This window comes from Paenibacillus sp. DS2015, assembly GCF_050433705.1.
Taxonomy (GTDB): Bacteria; Bacillota; Bacilli; order Paenibacillales; family Paenibacillaceae; genus Paenibacillus_AQ.
On sequence record NZ_JBNPWS010000014.1, the window covers coordinates 95,462 to 118,946 of the forward strand.

Genomic DNA, 23,485 nt, shown 5'->3' on the forward strand with positions numbered 1-23,485 from the left:
TGTTGACGATGATGTGTTCGTCGCTCCCTTGTAGTTGCTAATTAACCGAGTACCGAAGAGATGAAACATGTCGTAATGTTATTCAACTACAGACAATTGACCTTAGAGTAGGCGTGTTTCGTCCCTTTAATGAAGGGGTAATCATTAACAACAGACATTATGAAATTTGAAGGAGAGATAAGAATGATCGAAGTTAGTGTTGCGCTTATAGCCGTTGCATTTGCGATACTCGTTATTTTTCTAATTAAGACATTACGAGCGGCTACTCAATCGCTAGACAAGACAACCCAAACGTTACAAGAGGTTCAGAAAACAATTGATGAATTGAGCTATGAGGTTAAACAAACGATTCGGCATGCTAATGATATTACAGTAGATGTTCAAGCCAAGATGAAACAAATTGATCCTGTAATGGATTCTGTACAGAATCTGGGTGAAGTACTAAGCGAGGTAACGCAAGCTGCTAAACAAGTATCTACGACACTTATAGATAGAATGAAGAGCAGTAAGCGCCATACACCTGCTCCGCAACGTTCACAAGTGTCAACGGCAAGTTCAGCGGAACAACGTACGGTTCAATCCTATGCTACGATCAATGAGAGTACAGGGGCAACGAAACAGGCTCCGAGCTGGGTGAAATATGTTGATGTGGCTGCTGAAGTATGGAAGAAATTCCGACGGTAAGATGTTATGAGCTTCGAAGCGTGGAGGAGTTCTTTTGACAAGATGGATCTTCCTTTTGACTACATCTTAAGTTTCAATTGGAAGGGTAGAGGTTAAAAGAACAATAACAAATTGAAGGAGAGTGAAACTCATGGATTCAAAAAACTTACAATCATATGCAAAAGTCGTACAGAATGGTGTTCAAGCTGTTGAAGAGGTTAAGCAATTACAAAGTGCAGGATATATTTATGAGCATATTTATGTTCTTGCCCACGCTGATGATCGTACAGAGCGTATTGCTGATACTGCCAATGCTGATGAGATTGGGATTAAAGAAGAAGGAGTGTTCAATTCCCTAGCCAATTTATTCCGTTCGCGCGGAGACGAGCTTCGTGCTAAAATTACTTCATTAGGATTTACGAATGCGGAAGCTGATTTCTATGAGAAAGAATTGGATCTCGGTAAAGTGCTTGTTATTGCTACAAGATCATAATCTATTTCAGTTCGATTTGTTACTTATAGCATGTAAAGTGATTACTATTTAAAAACATAGATAAGGAGTGGGAATCTGTTCCCATTCCTTATCTATGTTTTTGAATATTATTGATTATGAAAACTAAGGAGCGGCTTATGAAAATTTTAATTGTGGATGACAATCCTACGAATGTTATTATAATACGGGAAATTCTTAAGAAAGAAAATTATCGAAATACAAATACGGCTCCCTCTGCAAGAGCGATGTTTGAAATATTAGGAATCGGTCTTCATCCAGGTGACATTGTGACTACTAAAGTAGATATCGATTTAATTCTTTTGGATATGATGATGCCTGAAATGGACGGTATTGAAGCATGTAGGATTATTCAGGAATATGATCATCTTAAGGATATCCCTATTATTATGGTAACGGCAGTAGGGGATTCCAAGAAGTTAGCTGAAGCTTTGGACAGTGGAGCTACAGATTATGTAACTAAACCTATTAATAAAGTGGAGATTATGGCTAGAATTCGGCTTGCGCTTCGATTGAAGAAGGAGAAGGATTGGCATAAAGAGAGAGATCAGCGAATACAGGAAGAGCTTAGATTGGCAGCTCTAGTTCAGAACGCTGTTCTAACCCCTCCTTTGGAAGAGGAACTCTTTGAAGTTCATGCCCTCTATCAGCCTGCTTCCGAACTAGCGGGAGATTTATATGCTTGGTATCCTTTAGGGGATGGTCGATATGGTATTATTCTACTTGATATGATGGGACATGGTATTTCCTCGTCACTATTTTGTATGTTTATTGCATCTGTATTGAAGGATACCGTGACGACACATGTGGAACCTGAGAAAGTTATTCAAGAATTAAACAGAAGGTTTAATCAGTTATATATCGAGAATGAACTGGTGCAATATTACTTTACAGCGATATATATAGTAGTTGATACACGAATGAAGCGAATTGATTATGTCAATGCAGGGCATCCTCCAGCACTCTTTTTTCAGGGGAATGGGCGGATTATTATGTTGGATGAAGTGTGTTGTCCTGTAGGGTTGTTTGATAAGATTGAGATGAAACCGCAGTCCTTATATTATGAAGATGAGGGGCACATTGCACTATATACAGATGGATTGATGGAGATCGTTGAAGGAGAGCATGATGCACAAATGGACTTCCTGATCGGACATTTAGAAGGCCACCACGAGTGGAACGAAGAATCAATGAGGCAGGCATTTTTCAATAGTGAGCTGCAACAGGAAAGAGATGATGATAAATGCTTGGTGTGGATAACGTTGAAAGAAGGAGAAACGCCGGAATGAAAATAAAAACAAAGTTGCTGATCGGGTTCGGTACACTCATGCTCATTATGATGGTACTGACGATGATTGGTTACGATCGTTTAAGTTATATGAACAAACAGTTAGATCAAGTCTATCAAGAAAGATATATCAAAGTACGTAATTCGAGCGGAATGCGGGGGGAAGTCAATACGGCTTCACGTATGTTAGTGGATATGCTTCTTACCAATACGAATTCATCGATCGATAATAGCAATGATAGACAACAATTAGAGACCAGGATCACGAATGCGAATAATTATTTGACCGAGCTTATGGCGAGCGGAGACACGATAGAGGAAAAACAGATGCTACAACGTGTTGAGGCAGCTTGGAGTAAATTTGAAGATTTTGAACAGCAAGAAGTTAAATTATTAAAAGCAGGAAAATTAGAAGAAGCGCTAAAGTATCGGAATGAATCAGGGTTAGCCATTCAGATAGAAGCACTCGATAGCTTGAATGAGCTAGCTACATATCAGGATATGATGATAGATCAAGAAATGACGGATATCAAAGCGGCCTATGCACGTTCCATTCAAATAACGACAGCGATTATGGTTGTCGGACTTCTACTTGGATTAGGGATCATCATGTGGATTATACCAAGTATTACTAAAGGACTTAATGTCATTAACATGATGATTAGTAGTTTCGGTAAAGGTAAGATCAAGACCATTCGCCGTATTCAAATCACCTCGAAGGATGAGATTGGTGAGGTTGCTCACGTATTTAAAGAAATGGCAGAGGATATTGAGGAAAAACAACAATTAGAAATGAAATATTTACAGCGTCAGAAGGATCAGAATTGGCTAGGTTCTCATACGAGTCAAGTGACAGAACTATTGCGTGGTGTTCATTCATTAGAACATTTATCTCAAACGTTTATTAGTGAATTCACACCCGTGTTAGGAGCTCATTACGGTGCCGTCTATATCCAGGGTGATCCGAATCATCCAAATCGGCTATCGGCTTATGGAACATATGCGAGCTCAGGGGGCTTGCTTGCCAAGGAGGATGTTGAGATAGGTGAAGGCTTAATCGGACAAAGTGCCATGGATAAGAAACCTATTTATATTAATGAAGTGCCTGTGGATTATATGTCTATTGAATCAGGACTTGGAAGTTCCTCTCCTGTAAGCTTAGTCGTCTATCCTATCTTGTTCGAGCATGAGCTATTAGGTGTAGTTGAGCTTGCTTCATTTGAGTCGTTCTCACCCTTGCAACGTGAACTAATTTCGCAATTAACCTCTAGTCTAGGTATTGTCATCAATAATATAAGTCGTCGCTTACGTGTAGAAGAATTGTTACGTGAGTCACAAGCCTTGACAGAGGAACTACAATGTCAATCTGAAGAGTTACAGACACAACAAGAAGAACTACGTAAATCTAATGATAACTTGGAGGAGCAGACAAATGCGCTTAGAAGATCTGAAGTGCTTCTGCAAAGACAACAAGAGGAGTTAGAACAATTCAACACAGAGTTAATTGCGAAGACACGAGCGATGGAAGACCAAGTTCAGCAATTAGAAGAGAAAAATTATGAAATTGAGAAAACAAGTTCACAATTAGAACAGCAAGCCATTCAGTTAGCGGGTACATCGAAGTACAAATCTGAATTTATGGCCAATATGTCGCATGAATTGCGTACACCGCTTAATAGTCTCCTTATTCTCTCACAGTTATTGTCTGAGAATAAGGGCGGAAATTTAAATGCTAAGCAAGTGGAATATGCTCATACGATTTATATGTCAGGCGCAGATTTGCTTAAGATGATTGATGAAATTCTTGATTTGTCCAAAATTGATGCAGGGAAAATGGATATTAATAAAGAGACCATTCGATTGAAAGATCTCGATCAATTCGTGAAGCAGACTTTCAAGCCGTTAGCAGATCAGAAACAGTTATCACTTAACATGAAGTACGGTGACCATTTACCTGATGAAGTACTGACGGATGGACATAGATTGAAGCAGATTCTTAAGAACTTACTTAGCAATGCTTTTAAATTTACGAATACAGGCTCCATTAGCTTTAGTGTTCATATGACTGATGCTAATCAACTACCTGAGTATCTGAAGAAAGGCCAAGAATATATTGCTTTGTCTGTTACAGATACGGGGATTGGCATACCTTTCGATAAAAAAGATCTTATATTCGAAGCATTCCAACAGGCGGATGGAACGACAAGCCGTAAATATGGAGGTACGGGGTTAGGTCTTTCCATCAGTAGAGAGTTATCTCATCTGCTTGGTGGGTATATTGACTTGCAATCCACTGAGGGAGAAGGTAGCTGCTTCACATTGTATTTACCTGTTGATTTTCCAAGTGAAGAATTAACAGGAACAGAAGTGGCCGCTGCATCAAGTTCGGAATCCATCTTAAGTAGAGCAAGTTATAGGGATATAAATTATTCAGGAAATACTAATCATATTACCCATGATCAACTAGACGAGTTGCTCGAAGATGACCGCCACTCGCTTCAAGAGAACGATAAAACATTGCTTATTATTGAAGATGATGTGAAATTTGCATCTATACTTCTTGATATGGCGAGAGATCGAGGCTTTAAGGCATTGGTAGCAACAAAGGGTGATATAGGGCTGTCCATGGCTCAGACTTATTTGCCGAGTGCTATTATTCTGGATATTCAATTACCTGTTATCGATGGATGGGCCATTCTAAATGACTTGAAAAATTCAGCATTAACACGTCATATTCCTGTTCATATCGTATCGGTCATTGATGAAGTGAAGCAAGGGCTGATGATGGGCGCCATTGCCTATTTGAAGAAGCCTTCATCCAAAGGCGCACTTGATAAAGCATTCTCGCATATTGAATCATATACAGATAATTCGTTGAAGCACTTACTTATTGTAGAAGATGATGAAATTCAGCGTAATGCCATCATAGAGTTCATCAATCATGACGATGTATCTATTGGGGCAGCATCGTCTGGAAAAGAAGCATTAATGTTACTTCGCACTCAGAAATATGATTGTATGGTGCTCGATTTAATGTTAACGGATATGACTGGATTTGAACTGCTTGACCAGATTCGAGATGATGAAGATTTATCTGATCTCCCGATCATTATATATACGGGTAAAGATCTTGATTCTAAGGAAGAAATGACGCTTCGTAAGTATGCGGAGTCTATTATCATTAAGGATGTGAAGTCTCCAGAACGCCTACTAGATGAGACGACATTATTTCTTCACAGGGTAGAGGCTAACTTACCAGAAGAGAAAAGAAAGATACTACAAAGGCTCCATAACAAGGAAGAACTTTTTGAAAATAAAAAGATATTGCTCGTTGATGATGATATACGGAATGTCTTTGCACTGTCTAGTGTGTTGGAAAGTTATGGTATGGAAGTGGTATTTGCTGAGAACGGAAGAGAAGCATTAGATATCTTAGAGGAACGTAAAGATTTCGATCTCGTGCTCATGGATATGATGATGCCTGAAATGGATGGATACGAGGCTATGACTTTGATTAGACAGAATCCTGAATACTATAGACTTCCCATTATTGCATTAACAGCGAAGGCTATGAAAGAGGATCGATCGAAGTGTATTGAGGCTGGGGCTTCTGATTATGTGAAAAAACCGATACGAACAGAACAACTTCTTTCACTAATGCGAGTATGGTTGTATTCGTAACTGCATTTTTTGGTTAATGATATAGTAATGTTAGTTATTTCACAATGGCGGTACAAGAGGAAGCAGGGACAGTTAATGACTTCGATGGATGATGCGGAGTATGATGAGGTATCGCAGAGAGTAGATGCTGAACGCGAGACTATTGAACTTGAACTTTTACTACAAGGGATGCATCGATTATATGGTCACGATTTTCAGAATTATGCCACTCCTTCACTTACGCGTAGGATCTGGCATTTCATACATGCCAACCAACTTCATAATATATCTTCATTGCAAGAAAGGGTCATGCATGATCGTACTACTTTTGAACGCTTGATTCATAGTTTATCTATTCCCGTCACCGAAATGTTTAGAGACCCGGAACTATTCTTAGCTTTTCGGACACATGTGGTTCCTATACTACGGACATACCCTTATATTCGTATCTGGCATGCAGGATGTTCTACTGGCGAGGAAGTTTACTCTATGGCGATCCTACTTCATGAGGAAGGGCTATACGATAAGGCTCGGATCTATGCAACAGATATGAATAGTCAATCTCTAAAGCAAGCTAAAGAGGGGATCTTTGGGATCGAGAAGATGAAGTTATACACCAAGAATTACATCGAAGCGGGCGGAACTCGTTCATTTTCAGAATACTATACAGCGAAATATAACTCTGTTAAATTCCAACCCTTTTTACAGAAAAATATTATTTTTGCAGAGCACAATCTGGCGACGGATCGTTCGTTTAATGAATTTAACGTTATTCTTTGTCGAAATGTCATGATTTACTTCAACGATATCCTCCGCGATCACGTCCATGGTCTATTTCATGAGAGTTTGAGTCGTTTCGGTATTCTAGTGCTAGGTTCGAAGGAATCCATACAATTTACGAAATATGGCGATGGTTACGAACTATTAGATAAGTCAGAAAAAATATATCGGAAGATAAAGTAACAAGGGGGGAGGGTCCTAATGGGGGTTCAAGAACCGATTAATATTTTACTAGTCGATGATCGACCGGAGAATTTATTAGCACTGGAAGCTGTACTCGAGAGTGAACAGTATAATCTTATCAAAGCTACATCAGGAGAAGAAGCCTTGAGATGCCTTTTGAAGGATGAGTTCGCTGTGATTATATTAGATGTACAGATGCCTGGGATGGACGGAATTGAAACGGCAAAACTAATTAAGGCAAGAGACAAGACTAAAGAGATTCCCATTATATTTATTTCTGCAAATAGTAAAGAAGCCGAACATCTCTTTGCCGGCTATTCTGCTGGAGCGATTGACTATATGGTTAAACCATTCATCCCACAAATCCTAAAGTCTAAAATTGAAGGATTTGTGGAGATGTATATATCAAACAAGAAACACAAGAATCAATCGATGTTACTTCAACAAAAAACACAAGAATTAGAAAAAATGAATCAAGAACTTATGAAAGCCAAAGAAACGGCAGAGATTGCGGTCAATGCCAAGACAGAGTTTCTAGCGATGATGAGTCATGAGATACGGACACCTATGAATGGGGTTATTGGCATGGTTGATCTCTTGATGGAAACAGATTTACAAGAGGATCAAAAGGAGTACAGTGAAATTATTCGTAAAAGTGCGGACGCACTTGTGACTGTCATTAACGATATACTGGATTTCACGAAATTAGAGTCTGGAAAAATGGAACTCGAAGAGTATCCATTTGATGTACAGGCTTGTATACAGGAAGTATTCAGTTTGTTCACAGTGGAAGCTGGAAGAAAAAATCTCGAACTGGTATATTTCATTGATGAACAAATACCCCAGATCCTCTATGGTGATATGACAAGGCTTCGACAAGTATTGATAAATTTAATTGCCAACGCGATTAAGTTTACGAACCAGGGTGGAGTTTATTTAGTCGTATCTGAGAGAAACTCTGAGGACGAGTATTCGCTGGAGTTTACAATTAAGGATACAGGTATTGGTATTTCTCCTGACAAGGTAGATCGCTTATTTCAACCGTTCTCCCAACTTGATTCTTCCATGACACGTAAATACGGTGGAACAGGGTTGGGTCTCGCTATATGTAGATCTATGGTCGAAATCATGGGTGGAGAAATCAGAGCTGAATCGATGGAGGAAAAAGGAGCTACTTTTGTATTTAATGTCGTGGTTCGTCCACCGAATGAAGAAGAACAAGCAGCTTGTTTAGATCATAATGCATGTCTTCATGCAACGCGACCCGAAAAGTTAGAAGCCAGTGTTCTGGTAGTAGAAGATCATCCAATTAATCAGAAGCTTATGGTGAGTATGCTAAATAAGATGGGGCTATCCGCTGACTTGGCAGAAGATGGTGAACAAGCAATGGATATGTTTGTTAAGCATAAAGGCTACGATTTCATATTTATGGATTTACAAATGCCAGTCATGGATGGATTAGAGGCGACGGCTAAGATTCGAGAGTCTACGATAACAGAAGAGAAAGCCATTATTATTGCCATGACAGCAAACGTAATGGATGGAATTGAAGAGAAATGCATCGCATCAGGTATGAATCATTATATAAGTAAACCTATTAAAATGAGCAGCATACAGCAGATATTATCTTTGTATACGAATCCTAGTGATGATCATTTATCGGAACCGCGAATGAATCATGCTTGATTAATATATAGTATAATTAAGAAATTACGAAGTTACTGTTTCAATCGTGAGCGATCGGGTTATTGAATATTGGTAGTAAAAACATTGTTATCAGGAGAGAGTGTCTATGAATACAAACAAAAATGAAAAGTTTAATGTTACAACGGAAACGAATGAAGGATCGTGTACTGTTTTTATAGAAGGGGAATTAGACTTATCTGTTGCTCCTGATTTTCGTTTAGTGATGGAGCCTCTCATTGGAGTTCCAGATCAGGATTTAATTATTAACATGAAGAATTTAAAGTATATTGATAGCACAGGTATTGGTATTCTATTGTCTATTCTTAAAGCTAGACATGGGATGAATGCTCAATTTCTCGTACAGGATGTGCCAGCCCGAATTCAGAAACTGTTTGATATGACGGGAATAGCTAAGTTTTTTGCATCCCGAGAGAATTCCTAATAGGAAAGGAACGGAAGATAAATGAATGCTCAATCTCAGAAAGTTGTACTTACATTACCCGCAAGTGCTGATTTTGTCGATGTTGTAAGATTAAATTTATATGGAATTGCTTCCAAAATGGGATTTTCATATGAAGAAATTGAAGATATGAAAGTAGCCGTTTCAGAAGCGTGTAATAACTCTGTACTTTACGCATATGGTCAAGCAGATGGGATGGTAGAGGTAACCTTTGAAATAAATGCCGATGTGTTATCGATCACTGTCAAAGATGAGGGGGAGAGCTTTGACAATGTAGATTCACAGAGTAGTCGTGTGACTTTACATGATAAAGAACTCAGTGAAGTTGAAGTGGGTGGTCTTGGTTTTTATCTAATGCAGGCACTTATGGACGATGTCAGCGTAGAAAGTCTTGCGGGTGAAGGTACAGCAGTTGTACTTACAAAACGCATCATGAGAAGTGAGGAAACGGCATGAGTGAGAATGTGACTCCCCCCGAGTCCATGAGCGAGGCAGTAGGTCTCATCTGGGAATATCAGCAGACAAAAGATAATGAACTTGCGACTGTGCTGATCCGAAAATATGAACCTATGGTAAAGATGGCGGCAGGCAAAATTGCTCGTAACCGTCCGGATTTATATGAAGATTTATTTCAAGTGGGACAAATGGCATTAATTCGACTGCTTCAGCAGTACGATATCAGCTTGGGGATTCCCTTTGAGCCATACGCCATGAAGAGTATGATTGGACATATGAAGAATTATCTTAGGGATAAATCTTGGTATATTCAAGTTCCTAGAAGAATCAAAGAAAAAGGCGCTTTAGTCCAGCGTGCTATTGATGAATTAAATGTTAAATTGGAACGCTCTCCTAACGTTCAGGAAATTGCGGAGTTTCTAGATCTGACAGCGGAAGAAACCGTAGAAATATTGGCTGGACGTGAATGTTATCATTATGTCTCATTAGATTCTCCACTTTCACAAGAAGAATCAGGTGCCACTTTAGGTGAATTAATTAGTTCTGATGTGAATGATTATGATTCTGTAGAGAAGCGTATGGATATACAACAGGCGCTTAGCCAGCTTAAAGAACAGGAACAAAAGGTATTACTGCTTGCATTCCAAGATGGTGAGTCCCAACGCTCTATTGCACAGAAACTAGGAGTTTCACAAATGAGTGTATCGCGTATCCAGAAGAGGGCAACAGAGAAGTTGAAAGAAATTATGACTAATTTATCTTTATAAAGGAACGGATTTATGAGCAGTTACATGATTATGAATGCAAGTACACGATTTAGGACACGCTTCGTATTTCTCTAGAGAGAAAAACAGCGTGTCCTTTTTCAATCCGAATAAGATCATTGATATGGAGAGGAGTTTGGAATGAATGGAACAAGGGGGAAAGCGCGGAAGGCATCCTACCGAGATTTCTTTTGCAAACAAATGGGATTGGCATGATCTCGTGGTAGAGGATGGGGGGACGCCATCAGCGGAGATTGATCAGCTACGTTTGAATATTCCTGGAATGGAGGAATGGCTTGATACTGTTTCTAAAGTAAAGGGCAGCTATATAAGTGTTCGTTTTCCTAATGGCGTAGACCCGGTGATTTTTGGTACGATGATGTATTCCGTAAATTCAACTATCGGCAGTGATCGGAGCTATCAACAATATCATTATTTTGTGAATCAGGATACGTTAATTACGATGAATATAGATGATGATACCTGGGCAATTATGAATCAAGCCAATCGAATGACTATGTTTCAACAATGTGAGGATGCTAAAGATGGTTTGTTCGTCTTAACAAGGACCATTCTTCATTATTTGCATCAAGGGATGGACCAATTCGAAATTAACTTGCGCGAATTAGAGCGTTTAATGGAAAAGAGTAATCGACGCAATTTAATGGATCAGATTTTAACCGCTCGATTTGAATTATTGTATTGGAACAATCTGTTCATCTCTTTTCAGGAGTTAGGTGTGGCTGCTAATGAAGCATTTCATGATAAGTTGGAAGTGAATAGGTTCTATCAACAGCTGTACTATAGATTGGAGAGGATAGACCGATTATTCAAACATTATAGTGATGAGATTGATACATTAATATCTATCGACGATGCAGTCTCTTCATATAGAGGAAATGAGATCATGAAGACCTTGACGATTATTACGGCAGTTTTTATGCCAGCAACCGTGCTTGGGGCCATATGGGGGATGAATTTCGATTGGATCCCATTCATGAAAATGTCCTGGGGGTTTATTGGAATGTGCCTCTTCATTTCACTCAGCACAGTTGGAATGTATCTATGGATGATCAAGAAGGGCTGGACTGGTGATTTGCTTCATGGCAAATCCAATAAGGATAATCATCTGTAAGTGTACGCGTTCTACAAGTTAGAAGAGGTGTGCGAGTAGAGAAACTTACTCGTACACCTCTTCATAAATGAGAGTATAACATCTGATTTTATTTGTAAGCATCGATATAACTTTGTAAATCACTAATATATTTACCAATGAGAGGCATATCTACGAATATACTGAGGATGTATCCTAGAAGCCCTAATACGACGAAGGTTCCGAGAGATAATCCTAACCCACGAGAGAGTCCAGCAGTAAAATTAGTAATCATTCTTTTCTTGGGATTGGAGTAGTTCTCAATAATATCTTTGAACTCCGCTTTATCAAGTGAGTCCGCAATTTGATCAAGACGTAAATTAAGTTTTTTTACTTCGTGCCTAAGTTCGAAGGGGTGTTCATCGATTTCATAAATGTTTACTTTAGTCATAGAATGTCCTCTCTTTCTTCGGTTAAACCGATTGAATAGTCATGAAATTGGCGCAAAAATAGCCAGCTATGAGAGCTGGCTATTTACGTGAATCCATCTTTTTTAAACTTTTGGATTCAGATCTTTATTAATCTCCTTAGAGATATTATCAGATTCATCCTTTATGTCGTGAGCGACATCAGTGGAAGCACTTCTAACGCTATCTACGATATTGCCGGTACTTTCAGCGACAGTCTTAGCTACATCAGAAGTTCTAGTAGATATATTTCTCGCAATTTCTGTAGCTTTGTCAGTAACGACGCTAGCTACTTCTTTCGTTTTGTCAGAGACGGTACCTGCAACTTCTTTCGTTTTATCCGTTGCGAGTGCTAATTTATCACATAAGTCTTCGCGTAATTCATTCCCAGGTTTAGGAGCAAACAGGAGGGCTGCTACGGCACCTACTAAACCACCAATAAGAGCTCCTTTAAGGAAAGTATTACTACTGCATTGCACCGATTGATCCTTTTCTGTTTCATTCATAACGTCAACACTCCTCTAATTTTATTTGGATATATGTAATCCATATTTAGGTAGTACGTCTAAATATTCCGCTAAGTAAACCAAGAAGAAAGATGAAGATGGCTGTACCTAATATTGCTGGAACGACTGCGAATCCAGCGATTTGAGGTCCGAAGTTTCCGAATAGGGAAGCTCCTATCCATGCACCAACGAAACCTGCGATCATGGAACCGATAATGCCGCCTGGCATATTCTTACCTACTATTGCATCACCAATGAATCCAATAATGATTGCCATTACTATACTAATAATGATACCCCACATATAATGATACCTCCTTTTAAGCTTGCTTGAAAGTTGTTGTTTCTCTCGCTTACTTGGTATTTAAACTCATATGCAGGATATGAAACAGTCGAGTCTCTCTAGAGTGGACCTGGATGGTTGTATTTTTGGCTCTAACTGTCTATAAATGAAAGCATCTTTGTACTATACTGAATAAGTTATTGTAGAGATATAGGACAGATACTCACTTAAGAATTGAAGGAGAGAATACACATCATGGCAAGCATACTCGTGAAAGAATACCGTGAAGGCGTTATGGAGTGCGCCCATAGTGGACATATAAGCATCGTTGATGAACAAGGTAAGGTCATTGCTTCGGTTGGTGATCCTCACTTCGTAACCTTTACGCGATCATCAGCTAAGCCATTTCAAGCCATCCCCGCGATTCGGGGTGGCGTGGTTGATTACTATAAGTTAAGTGACAAGGAAATTGCTATTATGACAGCTTCGCACATTGGGGAACCTTATCATATAGAAATTTTAGAAAGCTTTCTTGGGAAAATTGGGATTCAGGATTCACAAATGATCTGTGCATCCAGTTACCCCTTGGATGAACAGAGTAAGGAAGATGTACTACGTCTTCATGGAGATAAACGCAAATTATTTCATAATTGTGCAGGTAAACATTTAGGCTTACTTGCTTATAGTGCCATGAAGGGTTATCCATTAGAAACCTATGCGGAGGTTGAACATCCTTTACAGCAGGAAATTATCACTACCTTTGCTGACTTGGCTGGAATAGGACGAGATCAGATTTCACTGGGAGTAGATGGTTGTGGATTGCCTGTATTTGCGCTCCCGTTGTCTGCTTTAGCTACCGCGTATATGAAACTAGCATGTCCGGAACGAATTGAAGATGAGTCCACCCAGGAAGCTGTTCGTAACATTACGCGTGCGATGAATCGATATCCAGCGATGGTTGGTGGAACAGGACGTGTGGATTCCTTAATATTACAAGATGATAACATTGTCGCTAAGGGAGGATTCAAAGGGGTCTACTGTTTCGGACTCAAGAAAGAAAAGATAGGGATTTCATTCAAAGTGTTAGATGGATCAGAAGAGGAATGGGCATTTATCATACAAAGCATTCTTGAACAGATCGGGTATTCAGGTGCGAAGACCCTTGAACTACTGAAGCAACATTATATGAAAGATATTTATAATGATGGAGGAAAGAAAGTCGGATATGCAGACACGGTATTCCAACTGAATGCTTAACTATTCGGCATCCATGGACATTCATGTTTGGAAATGATTGAAGTTTGAAATGAAGGGTAATTAATAAGTATCAAATTTGATTAACTTACCTTAACTATTAAACTCAAGTTGATTTCTTTAGTTCATGTAGGCAGACGTAAGTTTGCTTCATGAAAAACATGGAGGTGGATGAACATGATTAAAGTCGTAACATCAGCAGAGCGTCACACTTCGGAGCGAGGATGGATCCACAGTGAATTCAGCTTTTCCTTTGCAGATTACGACGATCCAAGCAATGCACATTTCGGATGTTTGCTGGCACATAACGATAATCAACTGAACGCTGAAGAAGGCTTCAAGAAACATCCGCATCATGATTTGGAAATTGTAAGCTATGTGATTTCAGGGACACTACAACATGAAGATGACTTAGGAAATAAGCATTTATTAGAAGCGGGTACTGTACAGGTGCTGAGTGCCGGAACCGGTGTAAATCATTCTGAGACTAACCCATCGACGACAGAACCTGTACGTTTTCTGCAAATGTGGTTTCTACCTACAAGTCCTCAGCTAGAGTCAGCTTGGGAGTATCGAACATTTTCCAAAGAAATGAGAATGAACCAATGTCAACCGGTTGTAGTGGGACGTGGTAGTTCTGCTTTAAACGGAAGCACGGATCCCCTACACATCCATCAGGATATTGCGATTTATTTACCTTATCTTGAGACAGGTAAGGAAATAATCTTTCCGCAGAGGGAAGATCGAAGAACGCATCTTTACCTTATTTCAGGTCACTTGGAAATCGGATGTGATGATGGCACGTTTCATTTAGAGCCTGGAGATGCAGCGCGAATCCATCGTTCGTGTGATCTGCGTATCAAGGGCAGCAGTAGTGAAGGAATATCAGAATTTATTCTTGTAGATCTGCCCTAGGTATAGCTCCTAAACCCATAGTTCCTATAACCACAAAAAAAGCCTCCTACTTACCCTTCGCTTATTGCAAGCGAGCAGGGCGAGTAGGAGGCTTTATAATGTCCTTACGCTTGGCGACGTAGGCGACCAAGTTCAGTCACAAGTGCTTCAACTTGTGAAATGCTCAAATTGTTACTGGTTCTTACAAGGTTATAAATATCCTGAATATCTTCATATTGCTCAACAGAAAATGCACTTGACTGCATGGCTGCTCCACTAGCCATACGTAGCTTTGTTTTTATTTCTTCAATCATGTATTCAATATTCTCTGGAGTCTTAAGACTTAAATCCATTATATAATCCATCCTTTCTACATCAAATTGCTTACTGTATTGTAACATGCTTTAGTATACAATCCACCATGTTCGCTTGAAACTCTCCTGAGTACTTTCATAAATTAGGGGTTTCAGAGTACAATCAATGATAAAAATAATGATAGAAAGAATAGTCGACTTTTTGAACTCGTACAATAAGGAGGACGATTGGGATCACGATGCAAGATACTCATTTCATCCCAGGAATTGATATAAGCCAGCGTCAAAAAATAAACGAGCAGCAACTTGTTGGTTTTTTTGAACATATTTATGAGCAGTATACGCTACAGACAATTACTTTTTTATGTATCGGTACAGATCGGTCCACAGGGGATGCCTTAGGTCCACTTGTGGGAAATCAATTGGTTGAATACGGAGTTCCCAATGTTGTGGGTACACTACCATTCCCTTGTGATGCGGATAACTTGAAGGCACGTTTCGAGGAAATACCTTCAGATCATATTATTATTGCTATTGATGCCTGTCTGGGGCAAGTGACGACTGTGGGATCTTATCTCGTTTCACAACAGCCCCTTATTCCAGCAGAATCTGTGGGGCTCTCATTGCCACCCGTAGGACATTATAGTGTGGCTGCAGTGGTAAATATAAATGGACCTAAGCCTTACTGGACATTGCAAATGACATCGCTCTATCTCGTGATGAAGATGGCGGAACAGATCTCTTCATCGATTGCTAAAGCTTTTAAACTTATTAAATAGATAGATTGAAGGAAGTCTTACTCTTCGCTCAGCGCTTCTATTGATTCAATAAAAATTTAGAAATATGAGGGTTGCTCTAGGTTCATTCTAATGAACTGTCCGAGGCATGGTTCAAAAGGTTGCATTTGGATTAATAATAGTAATCAGCATCTCTTTGTATAGGTCTTCGTCTTACACAACAAGTTCCGTCGATGTACATCATTAGAAAGATTGAACAGAACTTAGTCGTTCATTCTTCATAAAGAAAGAAGGATATATATGGAAAAAGTAAATTGCGATGGGAATACCATTTGTTATGTGGATCAAGGACAGGGAGAACCTATTGTGCTTTTGCATGGATATTGCGGAAGTTCTGAATACTGGGAAAAAGTAGTGCCGATACTATCGGCTAAATACCGATGTATCGTACCCGATTTACGGGGGCATGGACGTTCAGATGCTCCAATGGGTGCTTATACTATCGAACAAATGGCTGATGATATCCTGAACTTATTGGATGAATTGAATATTCCAAAGGTCACACTTTTGGGTCATTCATTAGGTGGATACATCACGTTATCTTTTACTCAAAGATATGCTTCACGACTCGATGGTTTCGCGTTAATCCACTCCACAACATATCCAGATAGTGATGAGGGGAAAGAGAAGCGTATGACTGCGGTGAGCACGATTCAAAATGACGGTATTACAGCTTATGTAGATGGATTAGTCCCTAATCTTTTCGCTGATCTATCCAGTCCAGAGCTTCTGGAACGAACAAAAGAGATTGGATATAAGACACCTCCGCAAGGAGCAGTAGGAGTAGCCTTAGCTATGCGAGAACGTCCAGATCGCAGAGATGTTCTATCTGCTAGTGTGCTTCCAGTCCTCTTAGTCGCAGGGAAGCAGGATGGTGTGATCACTCCAGATAAGGTATTCACAGTTGATCAGCCGAATATAACACAAGCTATAATTGCTGACGCTGGACACATGAGTATGTTAGAAACACCTGAAGAGTTATCTGAAATCATCATGACCTACTTAGAGAAAGTAAAGTCTGTGTAAGCAGGATAATGATACTCACAATAAGAAATGGATACTTTCTTAGAAGGATGATAACCGTTTCTCTTAGATATGAATAAAGTATAGTGTTACTTATTAATTTTAGGATACTTATAGTTCCATAAGTTTATAAAGTAGACCGGAAGCCCTGAGGCTTTCGGTTTTTTGGATGAGTAATGACATAGATGGAATTGACTTAGACTCATTCTCATACTTCCTGATTCTCTTTAGAAGCTATAGAAGAGGATGGGGCAATTTTAGTTGATGACTGGCTTTGCCCACGTGTATGGCGTACAATCTAGAAGAATATAAGGTGGTATATGTGAATTAGTAAGCCATAGGAGGAAGAATATGTTTCGTAAAGATTACATTCTTCGGATAGTAGAGGATATGACTCAAATGGTCGCTAAGGTATTTGCACTTAGACAAGAACGTAAATTTACAGAAGCCCTTTGGGAAATAGATGAATTGATGGGTAAAGATTTCAGGTTCAACTCTCGCCTACTAAATTCACTTTCTAAAGAAGACCTCATAGACATGTTTCGGTTTAGAGATACTCTGGAGTCGGATAAAATGCAAGGTGTAGCTCTACTCTTAGAGGAAGAAGGAAAAATATATACGGATATGGGCGAAAGTGATGAAGGAATGACTCGGTTCATGAAGTCATTACATTTGTTTTTATATGCGGATGATTATGGTGCAAATAGAGAATTATTTGATCTACCCCAACAGATCGAGCGATTACTTGAACGGATAAAGGAATATCGTTTACCCGCGGCCACGGATCAACTGTTATTTGTGTATTTAGATAAGCAAGGAAAGTATGCAGAGGCTGAGAATGTCCTTTATCGTCTACTAGACCAAGGCGAAATAGATCCGGCTAAGGGGATCTCCTTCTATGAACGTTTGATGCAAGAAGAGGACCAGCGGTTGGAGCTGGGCAGATTACCACGAGCAGAGGTAGTAGAAGGCATGAAGGCAATACAATTAAAGCTGAATTAGGCTATCGTTTGGATATATGGAATGAGTATGATAAGGTACCGAAGTAGTTAATTTAAAGAATAGAAAGTGAGATGTACTCTCTTGGAATCATTACGTAGGTTGTTACAGCAGATCGTTCAGGAATCTTCATTAATTACAGCAACTTTGAGCCAGCTTCGTAAGCGAGATGATGACTCTTACCATAAAGTGCTAATCAAGCCCGTCGAATTGAAAAAGACTCTTTATTACCAATTTGCTTACTATTACAGCAATAAGGTCGTTCATAAGAATCTATCTGCAGAAGAAGCGGAAGGGACCATGATAGAGCTCTTCGAACAAACGTTTCGTCAAGGTATGATTTGTACACCCGAAGCTGATTACCAAATCCTAATTAGTAAGAAATTTAAAGTGTCTATTCTTACAAAGTCTGCGTCGAAAAGTGAAGTCGATTTGGCCCATAACCGCAAGAAACAGTATGTACTTGAAGAAGGGCAGCCTATTCCTTTCTTAGTGGAGCTAGGGATAATGAATGAACAGGGTAAAGTGCTTGCCCGTAAATATGATAAGTTCAAACAGATCAATCGATTCTTAGAGATGGTGGAGGATGTACTTCCTAGTCTACCCGAGGGACGGCCCCTTACTATTGTTGACTTTGGATGTGGCAAATCGTATTTAACATTTGCGGTATACCACTATCTAGCAATACAGGAACGAAGAGAATTGAACATCGTTGGATTGGATCTTAAGGCAGATGTCATTGAGCATTGTAACAATCTTGCACAAAAGTTAGCCTACAATAACTTGAAATTCCTTGTTGGAGATATCGCAGATTATGATGAATTGGAACAAGTGGATATGGTCATCACGCTTCATGCGTGTGATACAGCTACAGATGCGGCATTGGAGAAAGCTGTACGCTGGGATGCGTCTGTCATTTTGTCTGTACCTTGCTGTCAGCATGAATTGTTCAATCAAGTTCAGAATCCTGCTCTGAACCCGCTTTTATCGCACGGTATATTGAAAGAACGTTTTGCTTCACTTGCTACGGATGGTGTCCGTGCTAAATTGCTCGATCTGATGGGGTATCGCACTCAGCTTTTAGAATTTATTGATATGGAGCATACGCCTAAGAATATATTGATTCGCGCTGTCAAAGGTGAAAGTGGAGAACGTGAACAGCTGTGGAAAGAATACACAGAGTTTCGTGATTTTCTGAAAATTTCACCGTATCTTGAGCGAGTTTGTGCAGATTTATTACCTTCCGATCAATAATATATCTTCACATGAATGAATATGATTAAAGATTAAACTAAAGTAAAAGGGTTCGTTTACTTGCGCGGTTGCGTGAAGATAAACTCAGCCTACTTAACTTTAGTTCTTTTTTTTGCATGAGTAGTAGCAGGCATTCTAGGTTAAATGGGAGTTATTTAGGGTCATAATGATGGGAGGAGTAGGTGAAAGGGGGATGATGGTATGAATAGCCGGGGATTAATCCTATCATATATAGCTGTTATAACCATTGGCGTTGCGAGTTGTCTTTATACAGGTATTTTCTTTGCGATAGATTTATACCCGATTCTACTCATCCTCAGTGTAGTGTGTCTTATTGTTGTCTATCCGATATTGAACAAGAGCCGTAGGGTACAGTGGCCTGTTCCTGACCGGCTTATAAAGTTGATTCTAATATGTCCATTCTTCATGATGGGTTTATACCTATTGCACGTGTTCATGAGCCCATTATCACTACAGGGGACTACCGTTGAACTCATGAAGTGGGGGTTATATAGTAATTTTGCCATTCTGGCTTATAGGATTGGGCGCACAGAGAGGGGGAAGAGGATTCTTCAATTAGGCTGGCACATCATGGGGGGATTACTGACCTCGTCAGCGTTGTTAACCGTGTATGGGGTCATACATATCCCCTATAGTATTATACATACCGATAATATAGGAATTAGTGCAACGGGAGCCCGATTAGCTGGCTTACTGCAATATCCTAATACATTCGGCGTCATTCTGGCCGCTTTTCTACTGGAGCGGCTATTTGCGTTAGCGTCGCTCGCCCAGCGGCGCACGTCCACCCGCAGCGTGCTGCTCTACAACTTGCCGCTGCTGCCCTACACCGCCGCGCTGCTCCTCAGCGAGTCGCGCGGCGCTTGGCTCGCGGCCGGCCTTGCCGCGGCCGCTGGCTTAGTGCTAGAGCGGCGGAGGCTTGCGCCGCCGCTCCTTCTTGCAGCCGCGCCTATGGCTTGCGCGGCAGTGCTCTACCGCCAGCTGACGAACGTTCAGCTGGCTCCGCCTCTGGGGCCCGGCCTAATGTGGCTGGCCGGGCTGTGGGCCGGCAGCGTACTCGCCGGCCTCTTGCTGTGGCGGCTGTGGCATAGCCGCCATTTCCTTGCGAGCGCAATACTCCCCCGCGCTCGCAAGGGATCAGTTCTCATCCTCGCCGGGCTACTATGGATGGTCGGATTGGCCTCCATCTGGACGACCGTGCATGAGCGACTGACCGCGAACCTTGGCACGGTCTCAGCACGTGGAATTATCTATCGTGATGCATGGAGACTAGCGCAGCAGTCACCATGGATTGGGCAGGGGGGATACACTTGGCGCTGGTCATACCTAGCGGTTCAATCGCAGCCGTATGTAGGAAGTGAAGTGCACAATGGCTATTTAGATATGCTACTTAATACAGGGTTGATGGGTCTGATCATCGTGTTGATCTTACTAATGGCAGTAGGTATAGTGCTACTGAAGAACAACCGATTATTACTTCCCTCATATTTGGTGCTGGTGCTACACAGTGCCGTGGATTTTGATTGGAGTTATAGTCTTAGCTGGATATTATTGTTCTGGTTAATGGCATGGGGAGCCGCAGTTCATGGGGCATCAGATGAATACTCAGAACGTAACCTAGAGCTCAATACAGCACGCAACTCAGAACGCAATTTAGAACATATATTTCCCCGACATCTTCGAACAAAAATCATACCTGTTGTTATGCTCGTTGTATGGTTAGTTGCAACATTAGGGCTGACTACGTTAGCGTTTCGAGGGGAAATGGGGAGCAGATTATATAGACAGGCTCTACATACCAGCAATAAGTCGGCCTCACAGGCCTTGTTTCGTAATTCACTACGTTGGAACCCTGTGGATATGGAGACCGTGCTTGCTTTGGTTCAGAGAGCTTCATCCGAGCAAGAGAGGCTACGACTCCTTCGGAATAGTCTGTCTTATGCACCTAACCATCCACGTATCGTATGGGAAATTTCAAAGACATATGGAGCCATGGAACAAGTTAACGCATATGTTGAATGGTTAAATAAGGGATTATCTTTAGATCCATACAATGTAGATAAATGGGATCAGAGCTTAGAGGGAATATACCATCTATCCCAAAGCCAACGTCAAGAAGGTAAAATCAATGAGTCACGACTTTTGGTAGACACAGGCAGAGAAATTTATCTGAAGTATCAGAAGTTGTTATCAGAGGTTAATCAACATGAGGGTAACCGAAATGATCGAGATTTCAAGCTCACCGATGAGGCGGAGCATTGGGGGAATAAGCTGGAGATACTTGCTCTTGCTCAGGCACAAGTAGTCCCATAATTGATATGTTTTCTGGAAACAAGCTTAATAGTTCATCCTCTTCCCGGTCATGCCAGATCCCCTTCACCCCTACAATCGAGTAGTTGTGAGAGGGTTGGTGTGTACATGAACTTATCCCCCGAATCCGTCACGGAAGGCATGATTTAGCTTATCCTGATCGACCTTCCATAGCGTGGCTAGTTCTTCGCTTACTTCAAGCTCCCACCATTGGCATAATAATTTACGGTTGTTATGGTTTTCATGAATCCAGATCAGATTTCCAATTACTTTATGATAATATAATTGTTCGCCTTGCTTGAGTAAGTCATCAGGGATGTGTGTCTTCATGCGTTTAATTGCACGATACAACTCTTTCTTACACGCTCTACGGATTCCGCGTGGGGTGGGGAGTGTTGCATCTTTAGATTTGGGAATGGGGGCCACGGATCTCACTCCTTTTTAATAATTTATGCAGGAGCATAGACCGAAGACACCCCGATTCAGGCAATTGGGCAAGTAGAAGTTATGTCTTAGCGTATGCTAGAATAGAATACACATGATATAGGAGCTAGATTTAAAGGGTTGTATCGTGCAGACCTAAGCTCCCTATAGGCAAAATATCAAAAAAATATTTTGAGAAAGAGGGGCCAGAGTGGAGTTTATTTCAGATATTGTAAGTCAACTATTTCAATGGGTGCAAAGTTTAGGTTATTTCGGGATCATGTTTGGATTAATGGTGGAAGTCATACCTAGTGAAATCGTACTTGCTTATGGTGGATATCTTGTATCAACTGGAGATATTAACTTCTTTGGAGCCGTATTATTTGGAACCATTGGTGGAGTCATAGCGCAGTTATTTGTGTATTGGATCGGTCGTTATGGTGGTCGACCTGTACTAGAGAAATATGGGAAGTATATCTTCATTCATAAGAAACAGATTGATGCTTCAGAAGCATGGTTTCAAAAATACGGTACAGGTGTTATCTTTACAGCACGCTTTATACCGATCGTACGGCATGCGATATCCATTCCTGCTGGAATAACTAGAATGAATTTAGGCAAATTCACCTTATTAACAACACTAGCTGTTATTCCATGGTCCTTCCTATTTGTTTATTTGGGCTCTGTATTAGGTAGTCAGTGGGAGCATATTGACGAGAAAGCTGCACCTTATATTACTCCTATTCTTTTAATTGCACTTGCTTTATTAATTGTGTATGTTCTTGTGAAGTGGACTCAATCTAGACGTAAGAGAGGAGCATAATCATGAGTATCAATTTAGCTAATAAATTTAATACAGGGATTTCCCCCAAACAGTTTATGGAAGGAATGCAACGCAATCAGGAGGAGTTTCAGGCAAATTATGATGAATTTTCTTGGGAGAATGATCAAGATCGTGAGTTTTTTGAAAGTCTGAATCATCGTGATGATCTGCGAGTACTTTTTCTTGCGGCAGAGTGGTGCGGAGATGTTGTGAAGAATGCACCCGTAGTCTTTCATGCTCTTGAAACATCCGGTATTCCTACAGAAATATTAATTCTTGAAGAGAACTTCGATGTGATGGATCAATTTTTGACTATGGGTGGAAGATCCGTGCCCGTCGTTATTTTTCTGGATACAGGGGGTCATGTCTTAGGTCAATGGGGACCTCGTCCTAAGCATGTCCAACAGTTTATGATTGAATTCAAGAAAGAAAATTCAGATCGTGAGGCACCGGATTATGCTGACAAGATGGCTGTTGTACGTTCGCAAATGAAGGAAGCCTACGGGGAAGGAGCCGATGTTCGTGCAGCGATTCTTAAAGAACTGCGCGAATTAATATCGGGATTCTAAATAT

At 40.4% G+C, this 23,485-nt stretch carries 24 protein-coding genes; 19 read left to right on the top strand and 5 right to left on the bottom strand.

What is annotated here, in order from left to right:
• Positions 1-183: 183 nt before the first annotated feature.
• The 10 genes from J2T13_RS13840 to J2T13_RS13885 all read left to right on the top strand — a co-directional run bounded on the left by J2T13_RS13840 (position 184) and on the right by J2T13_RS13885 (position 11,586).
• The gene (locus J2T13_RS13840; protein WP_429372173.1) at positions 184-684 is read left to right on the top strand and encodes a DUF948 domain-containing protein; all 501 of its coding nucleotides are present in this window, start codon (positions 184-186) and stop codon (positions 682-684) included.
• A 130-nt stretch (positions 685-814) separates the two neighbouring features.
• The gene (locus J2T13_RS13845; RefSeq protein ID WP_429372175.1) at positions 815-1,156 is read left to right on the top strand and encodes a general stress protein; all 342 of its coding nucleotides are present in this window, start codon (positions 815-817) and stop codon (positions 1,154-1,156) included.
• Positions 1,157-1,293: 137 nt separating this feature from the next.
• Complete coding sequence (locus J2T13_RS13850) at positions 1,294-2,463, top strand: PP2C family protein-serine/threonine phosphatase (RefSeq protein ID WP_429372177.1); 1,170 nt, start codon at positions 1,294-1,296, stop codon at positions 2,461-2,463.
• Positions 2,460-6,143, top strand: a complete 3,684-nt coding sequence (locus J2T13_RS13855; protein ID WP_429372179.1) for a response regulator — start codon at positions 2,460-2,462, stop codon at positions 6,141-6,143. Before J2T13_RS13850 ends, J2T13_RS13855 begins: the two co-directional genes overlap by 4 nt.
• 75 nt (positions 6,144-6,218) lie before the next feature.
• Positions 6,219-7,085, top strand: coding sequence for a CheR family methyltransferase (locus tag J2T13_RS13860; RefSeq protein ID WP_429372181.1), 867 nt, complete (start codon positions 6,219-6,221; stop codon positions 7,083-7,085).
• Positions 7,086-7,103: 18 nt separating this feature from the next.
• The gene (locus J2T13_RS13865; RefSeq protein ID WP_429372183.1) at positions 7,104-8,771 is read left to right on the top strand and encodes a response regulator; all 1,668 of its coding nucleotides are present in this window, start codon (positions 7,104-7,106) and stop codon (positions 8,769-8,771) included.
• A 106-nt stretch (positions 8,772-8,877) separates the two neighbouring features.
• Positions 8,878-9,213: an STAS domain-containing protein gene (locus tag J2T13_RS13870; protein WP_429372185.1), complete on the top strand. Its 336-nt coding sequence runs from the start codon at positions 8,878-8,880 to the stop codon at positions 9,211-9,213.
• A 21-nt stretch (positions 9,214-9,234) separates the two neighbouring features.
• On the top strand, positions 9,235-9,687 hold the full coding sequence (gene rsbW, locus J2T13_RS13875) for an anti-sigma B factor RsbW (protein ID WP_429372187.1): 453 nt from the start codon (positions 9,235-9,237) through the stop codon (positions 9,685-9,687).
• Positions 9,684-10,454 carry a sigma-70 family RNA polymerase sigma factor gene (locus J2T13_RS13880; RefSeq protein WP_429372188.1) on the top strand — a complete coding sequence of 257 codons (771 nt, stop codon included), beginning with the start codon at positions 9,684-9,686 and terminating at the stop codon, positions 10,452-10,454. The genes rsbW and J2T13_RS13880 overlap by 4 nt, the downstream gene beginning before the upstream one ends.
• 142 nt (positions 10,455-10,596) lie before the next feature.
• Positions 10,597-11,586 (top strand): magnesium transporter CorA family protein, encoded by a 990-nt coding sequence (locus J2T13_RS13885; RefSeq protein ID WP_429372190.1) that lies wholly within the window; start codon positions 10,597-10,599, stop codon positions 11,584-11,586.
• A gap of 88 nt (positions 11,587-11,674) precedes the next feature.
• Here J2T13_RS13885 and J2T13_RS13890 read toward each other — a convergent pair whose 3' ends face one another.
• From J2T13_RS13890 to J2T13_RS13900, 3 genes are all read right to left on the bottom strand, one after another.
• The gene (locus J2T13_RS13890) at positions 11,675-11,995 is read right to left on the bottom strand and encodes a DUF5665 domain-containing protein (RefSeq protein WP_429372192.1); all 321 of its coding nucleotides are present in this window, start codon (positions 11,993-11,995) and stop codon (positions 11,675-11,677) included.
• Between the two features lie 102 nt (positions 11,996-12,097).
• Positions 12,098-12,517: a YtxH domain-containing protein gene (locus J2T13_RS13895; RefSeq protein WP_429372194.1), complete on the bottom strand. Its 420-nt coding sequence runs from the start codon at positions 12,515-12,517 to the stop codon at positions 12,098-12,100.
• Between the two features lie 46 nt (positions 12,518-12,563).
• The gene (locus J2T13_RS13900) at positions 12,564-12,821 is read right to left on the bottom strand and encodes a GlsB/YeaQ/YmgE family stress response membrane protein (RefSeq protein ID WP_429372196.1); all 258 of its coding nucleotides are present in this window, start codon (positions 12,819-12,821) and stop codon (positions 12,564-12,566) included.
• Between the two features lie 234 nt (positions 12,822-13,055).
• On the opposite strand from J2T13_RS13900, the gene J2T13_RS13905 reads away from it, so the two are divergent.
• Both J2T13_RS13905 and J2T13_RS13910 read left to right on the top strand, forming a co-directional pair.
• A complete protein-coding gene (locus J2T13_RS13905; RefSeq protein WP_429372198.1) occupies positions 13,056-14,057 on the top strand; it encodes an asparaginase in 1,002 nt (333 codons plus the stop codon).
• A gap of 174 nt (positions 14,058-14,231) precedes the next feature.
• Positions 14,232-14,969, top strand: a complete 738-nt coding sequence (locus tag J2T13_RS13910) for a pirin family protein (RefSeq protein WP_429372200.1) — start codon at positions 14,232-14,234, stop codon at positions 14,967-14,969.
• Between the two features lie 104 nt (positions 14,970-15,073).
• Here the strand turns inward: J2T13_RS13910 and J2T13_RS13915 are convergent, their stop codons facing one another.
• A complete protein-coding gene (locus tag J2T13_RS13915; protein WP_429372202.1) occupies positions 15,074-15,301 on the bottom strand; it encodes a DUF1128 domain-containing protein in 228 nt (75 codons plus the stop codon).
• Between the two features lie 200 nt (positions 15,302-15,501).
• Here J2T13_RS13915 and yyaC point away from each other — a divergent pair, with 200 nt between their 5' ends.
• From yyaC to J2T13_RS13940, 5 genes are all read left to right on the top strand, one after another.
• Entirely contained in the window at positions 15,502-16,041 is a 540-nt protein-coding gene (gene yyaC, locus J2T13_RS13920; protein WP_429372204.1) for a spore protease YyaC, read from the top strand.
• 258 nt (positions 16,042-16,299) lie between these two features.
• The gene (locus J2T13_RS13925; RefSeq protein ID WP_429372206.1) at positions 16,300-17,085 is read left to right on the top strand and encodes an alpha/beta fold hydrolase; all 786 of its coding nucleotides are present in this window, start codon (positions 16,300-16,302) and stop codon (positions 17,083-17,085) included.
• Between the two features lie 348 nt (positions 17,086-17,433).
• A complete protein-coding gene (locus J2T13_RS13930) occupies positions 17,434-18,084 on the top strand; it encodes a DUF6483 family protein (protein WP_429372207.1) in 651 nt (216 codons plus the stop codon).
• Positions 18,085-18,165: 81 nt separating this feature from the next.
• Positions 18,166-19,335, top strand: coding sequence for a class I SAM-dependent methyltransferase (locus tag J2T13_RS13935; RefSeq protein ID WP_429372209.1), 1,170 nt, complete (start codon positions 18,166-18,168; stop codon positions 19,333-19,335).
• Positions 19,336-19,536: 201 nt separating this feature from the next.
• A complete protein-coding gene (locus J2T13_RS13940; RefSeq protein ID WP_429372211.1) occupies positions 19,537-21,669 on the top strand; it encodes an O-antigen ligase family protein in 2,133 nt (710 codons plus the stop codon).
• A gap of 111 nt (positions 21,670-21,780) precedes the next feature.
• Here J2T13_RS13940 and J2T13_RS13945 read toward each other — a convergent pair whose 3' ends face one another.
• Positions 21,781-22,092 (bottom strand): hypothetical protein, encoded by a 312-nt coding sequence (locus tag J2T13_RS13945; protein WP_429372213.1) that lies wholly within the window; start codon positions 22,090-22,092, stop codon positions 21,781-21,783.
• 208 nt (positions 22,093-22,300) lie between these two features.
• On the opposite strand from J2T13_RS13945, the gene J2T13_RS13950 reads away from it, so the two are divergent.
• Positions 22,301-22,912: a DedA family protein gene (locus J2T13_RS13950; RefSeq protein WP_429372215.1), complete on the top strand. Its 612-nt coding sequence runs from the start codon at positions 22,301-22,303 to the stop codon at positions 22,910-22,912.
• 2 nt (positions 22,913-22,914) lie between these two features.
• Complete coding sequence (locus J2T13_RS13955) at positions 22,915-23,481, top strand: thioredoxin family protein (protein ID WP_429372217.1); 567 nt, start codon at positions 22,915-22,917, stop codon at positions 23,479-23,481.
• Positions 23,482-23,485: the final 4 nt, after the last annotated feature.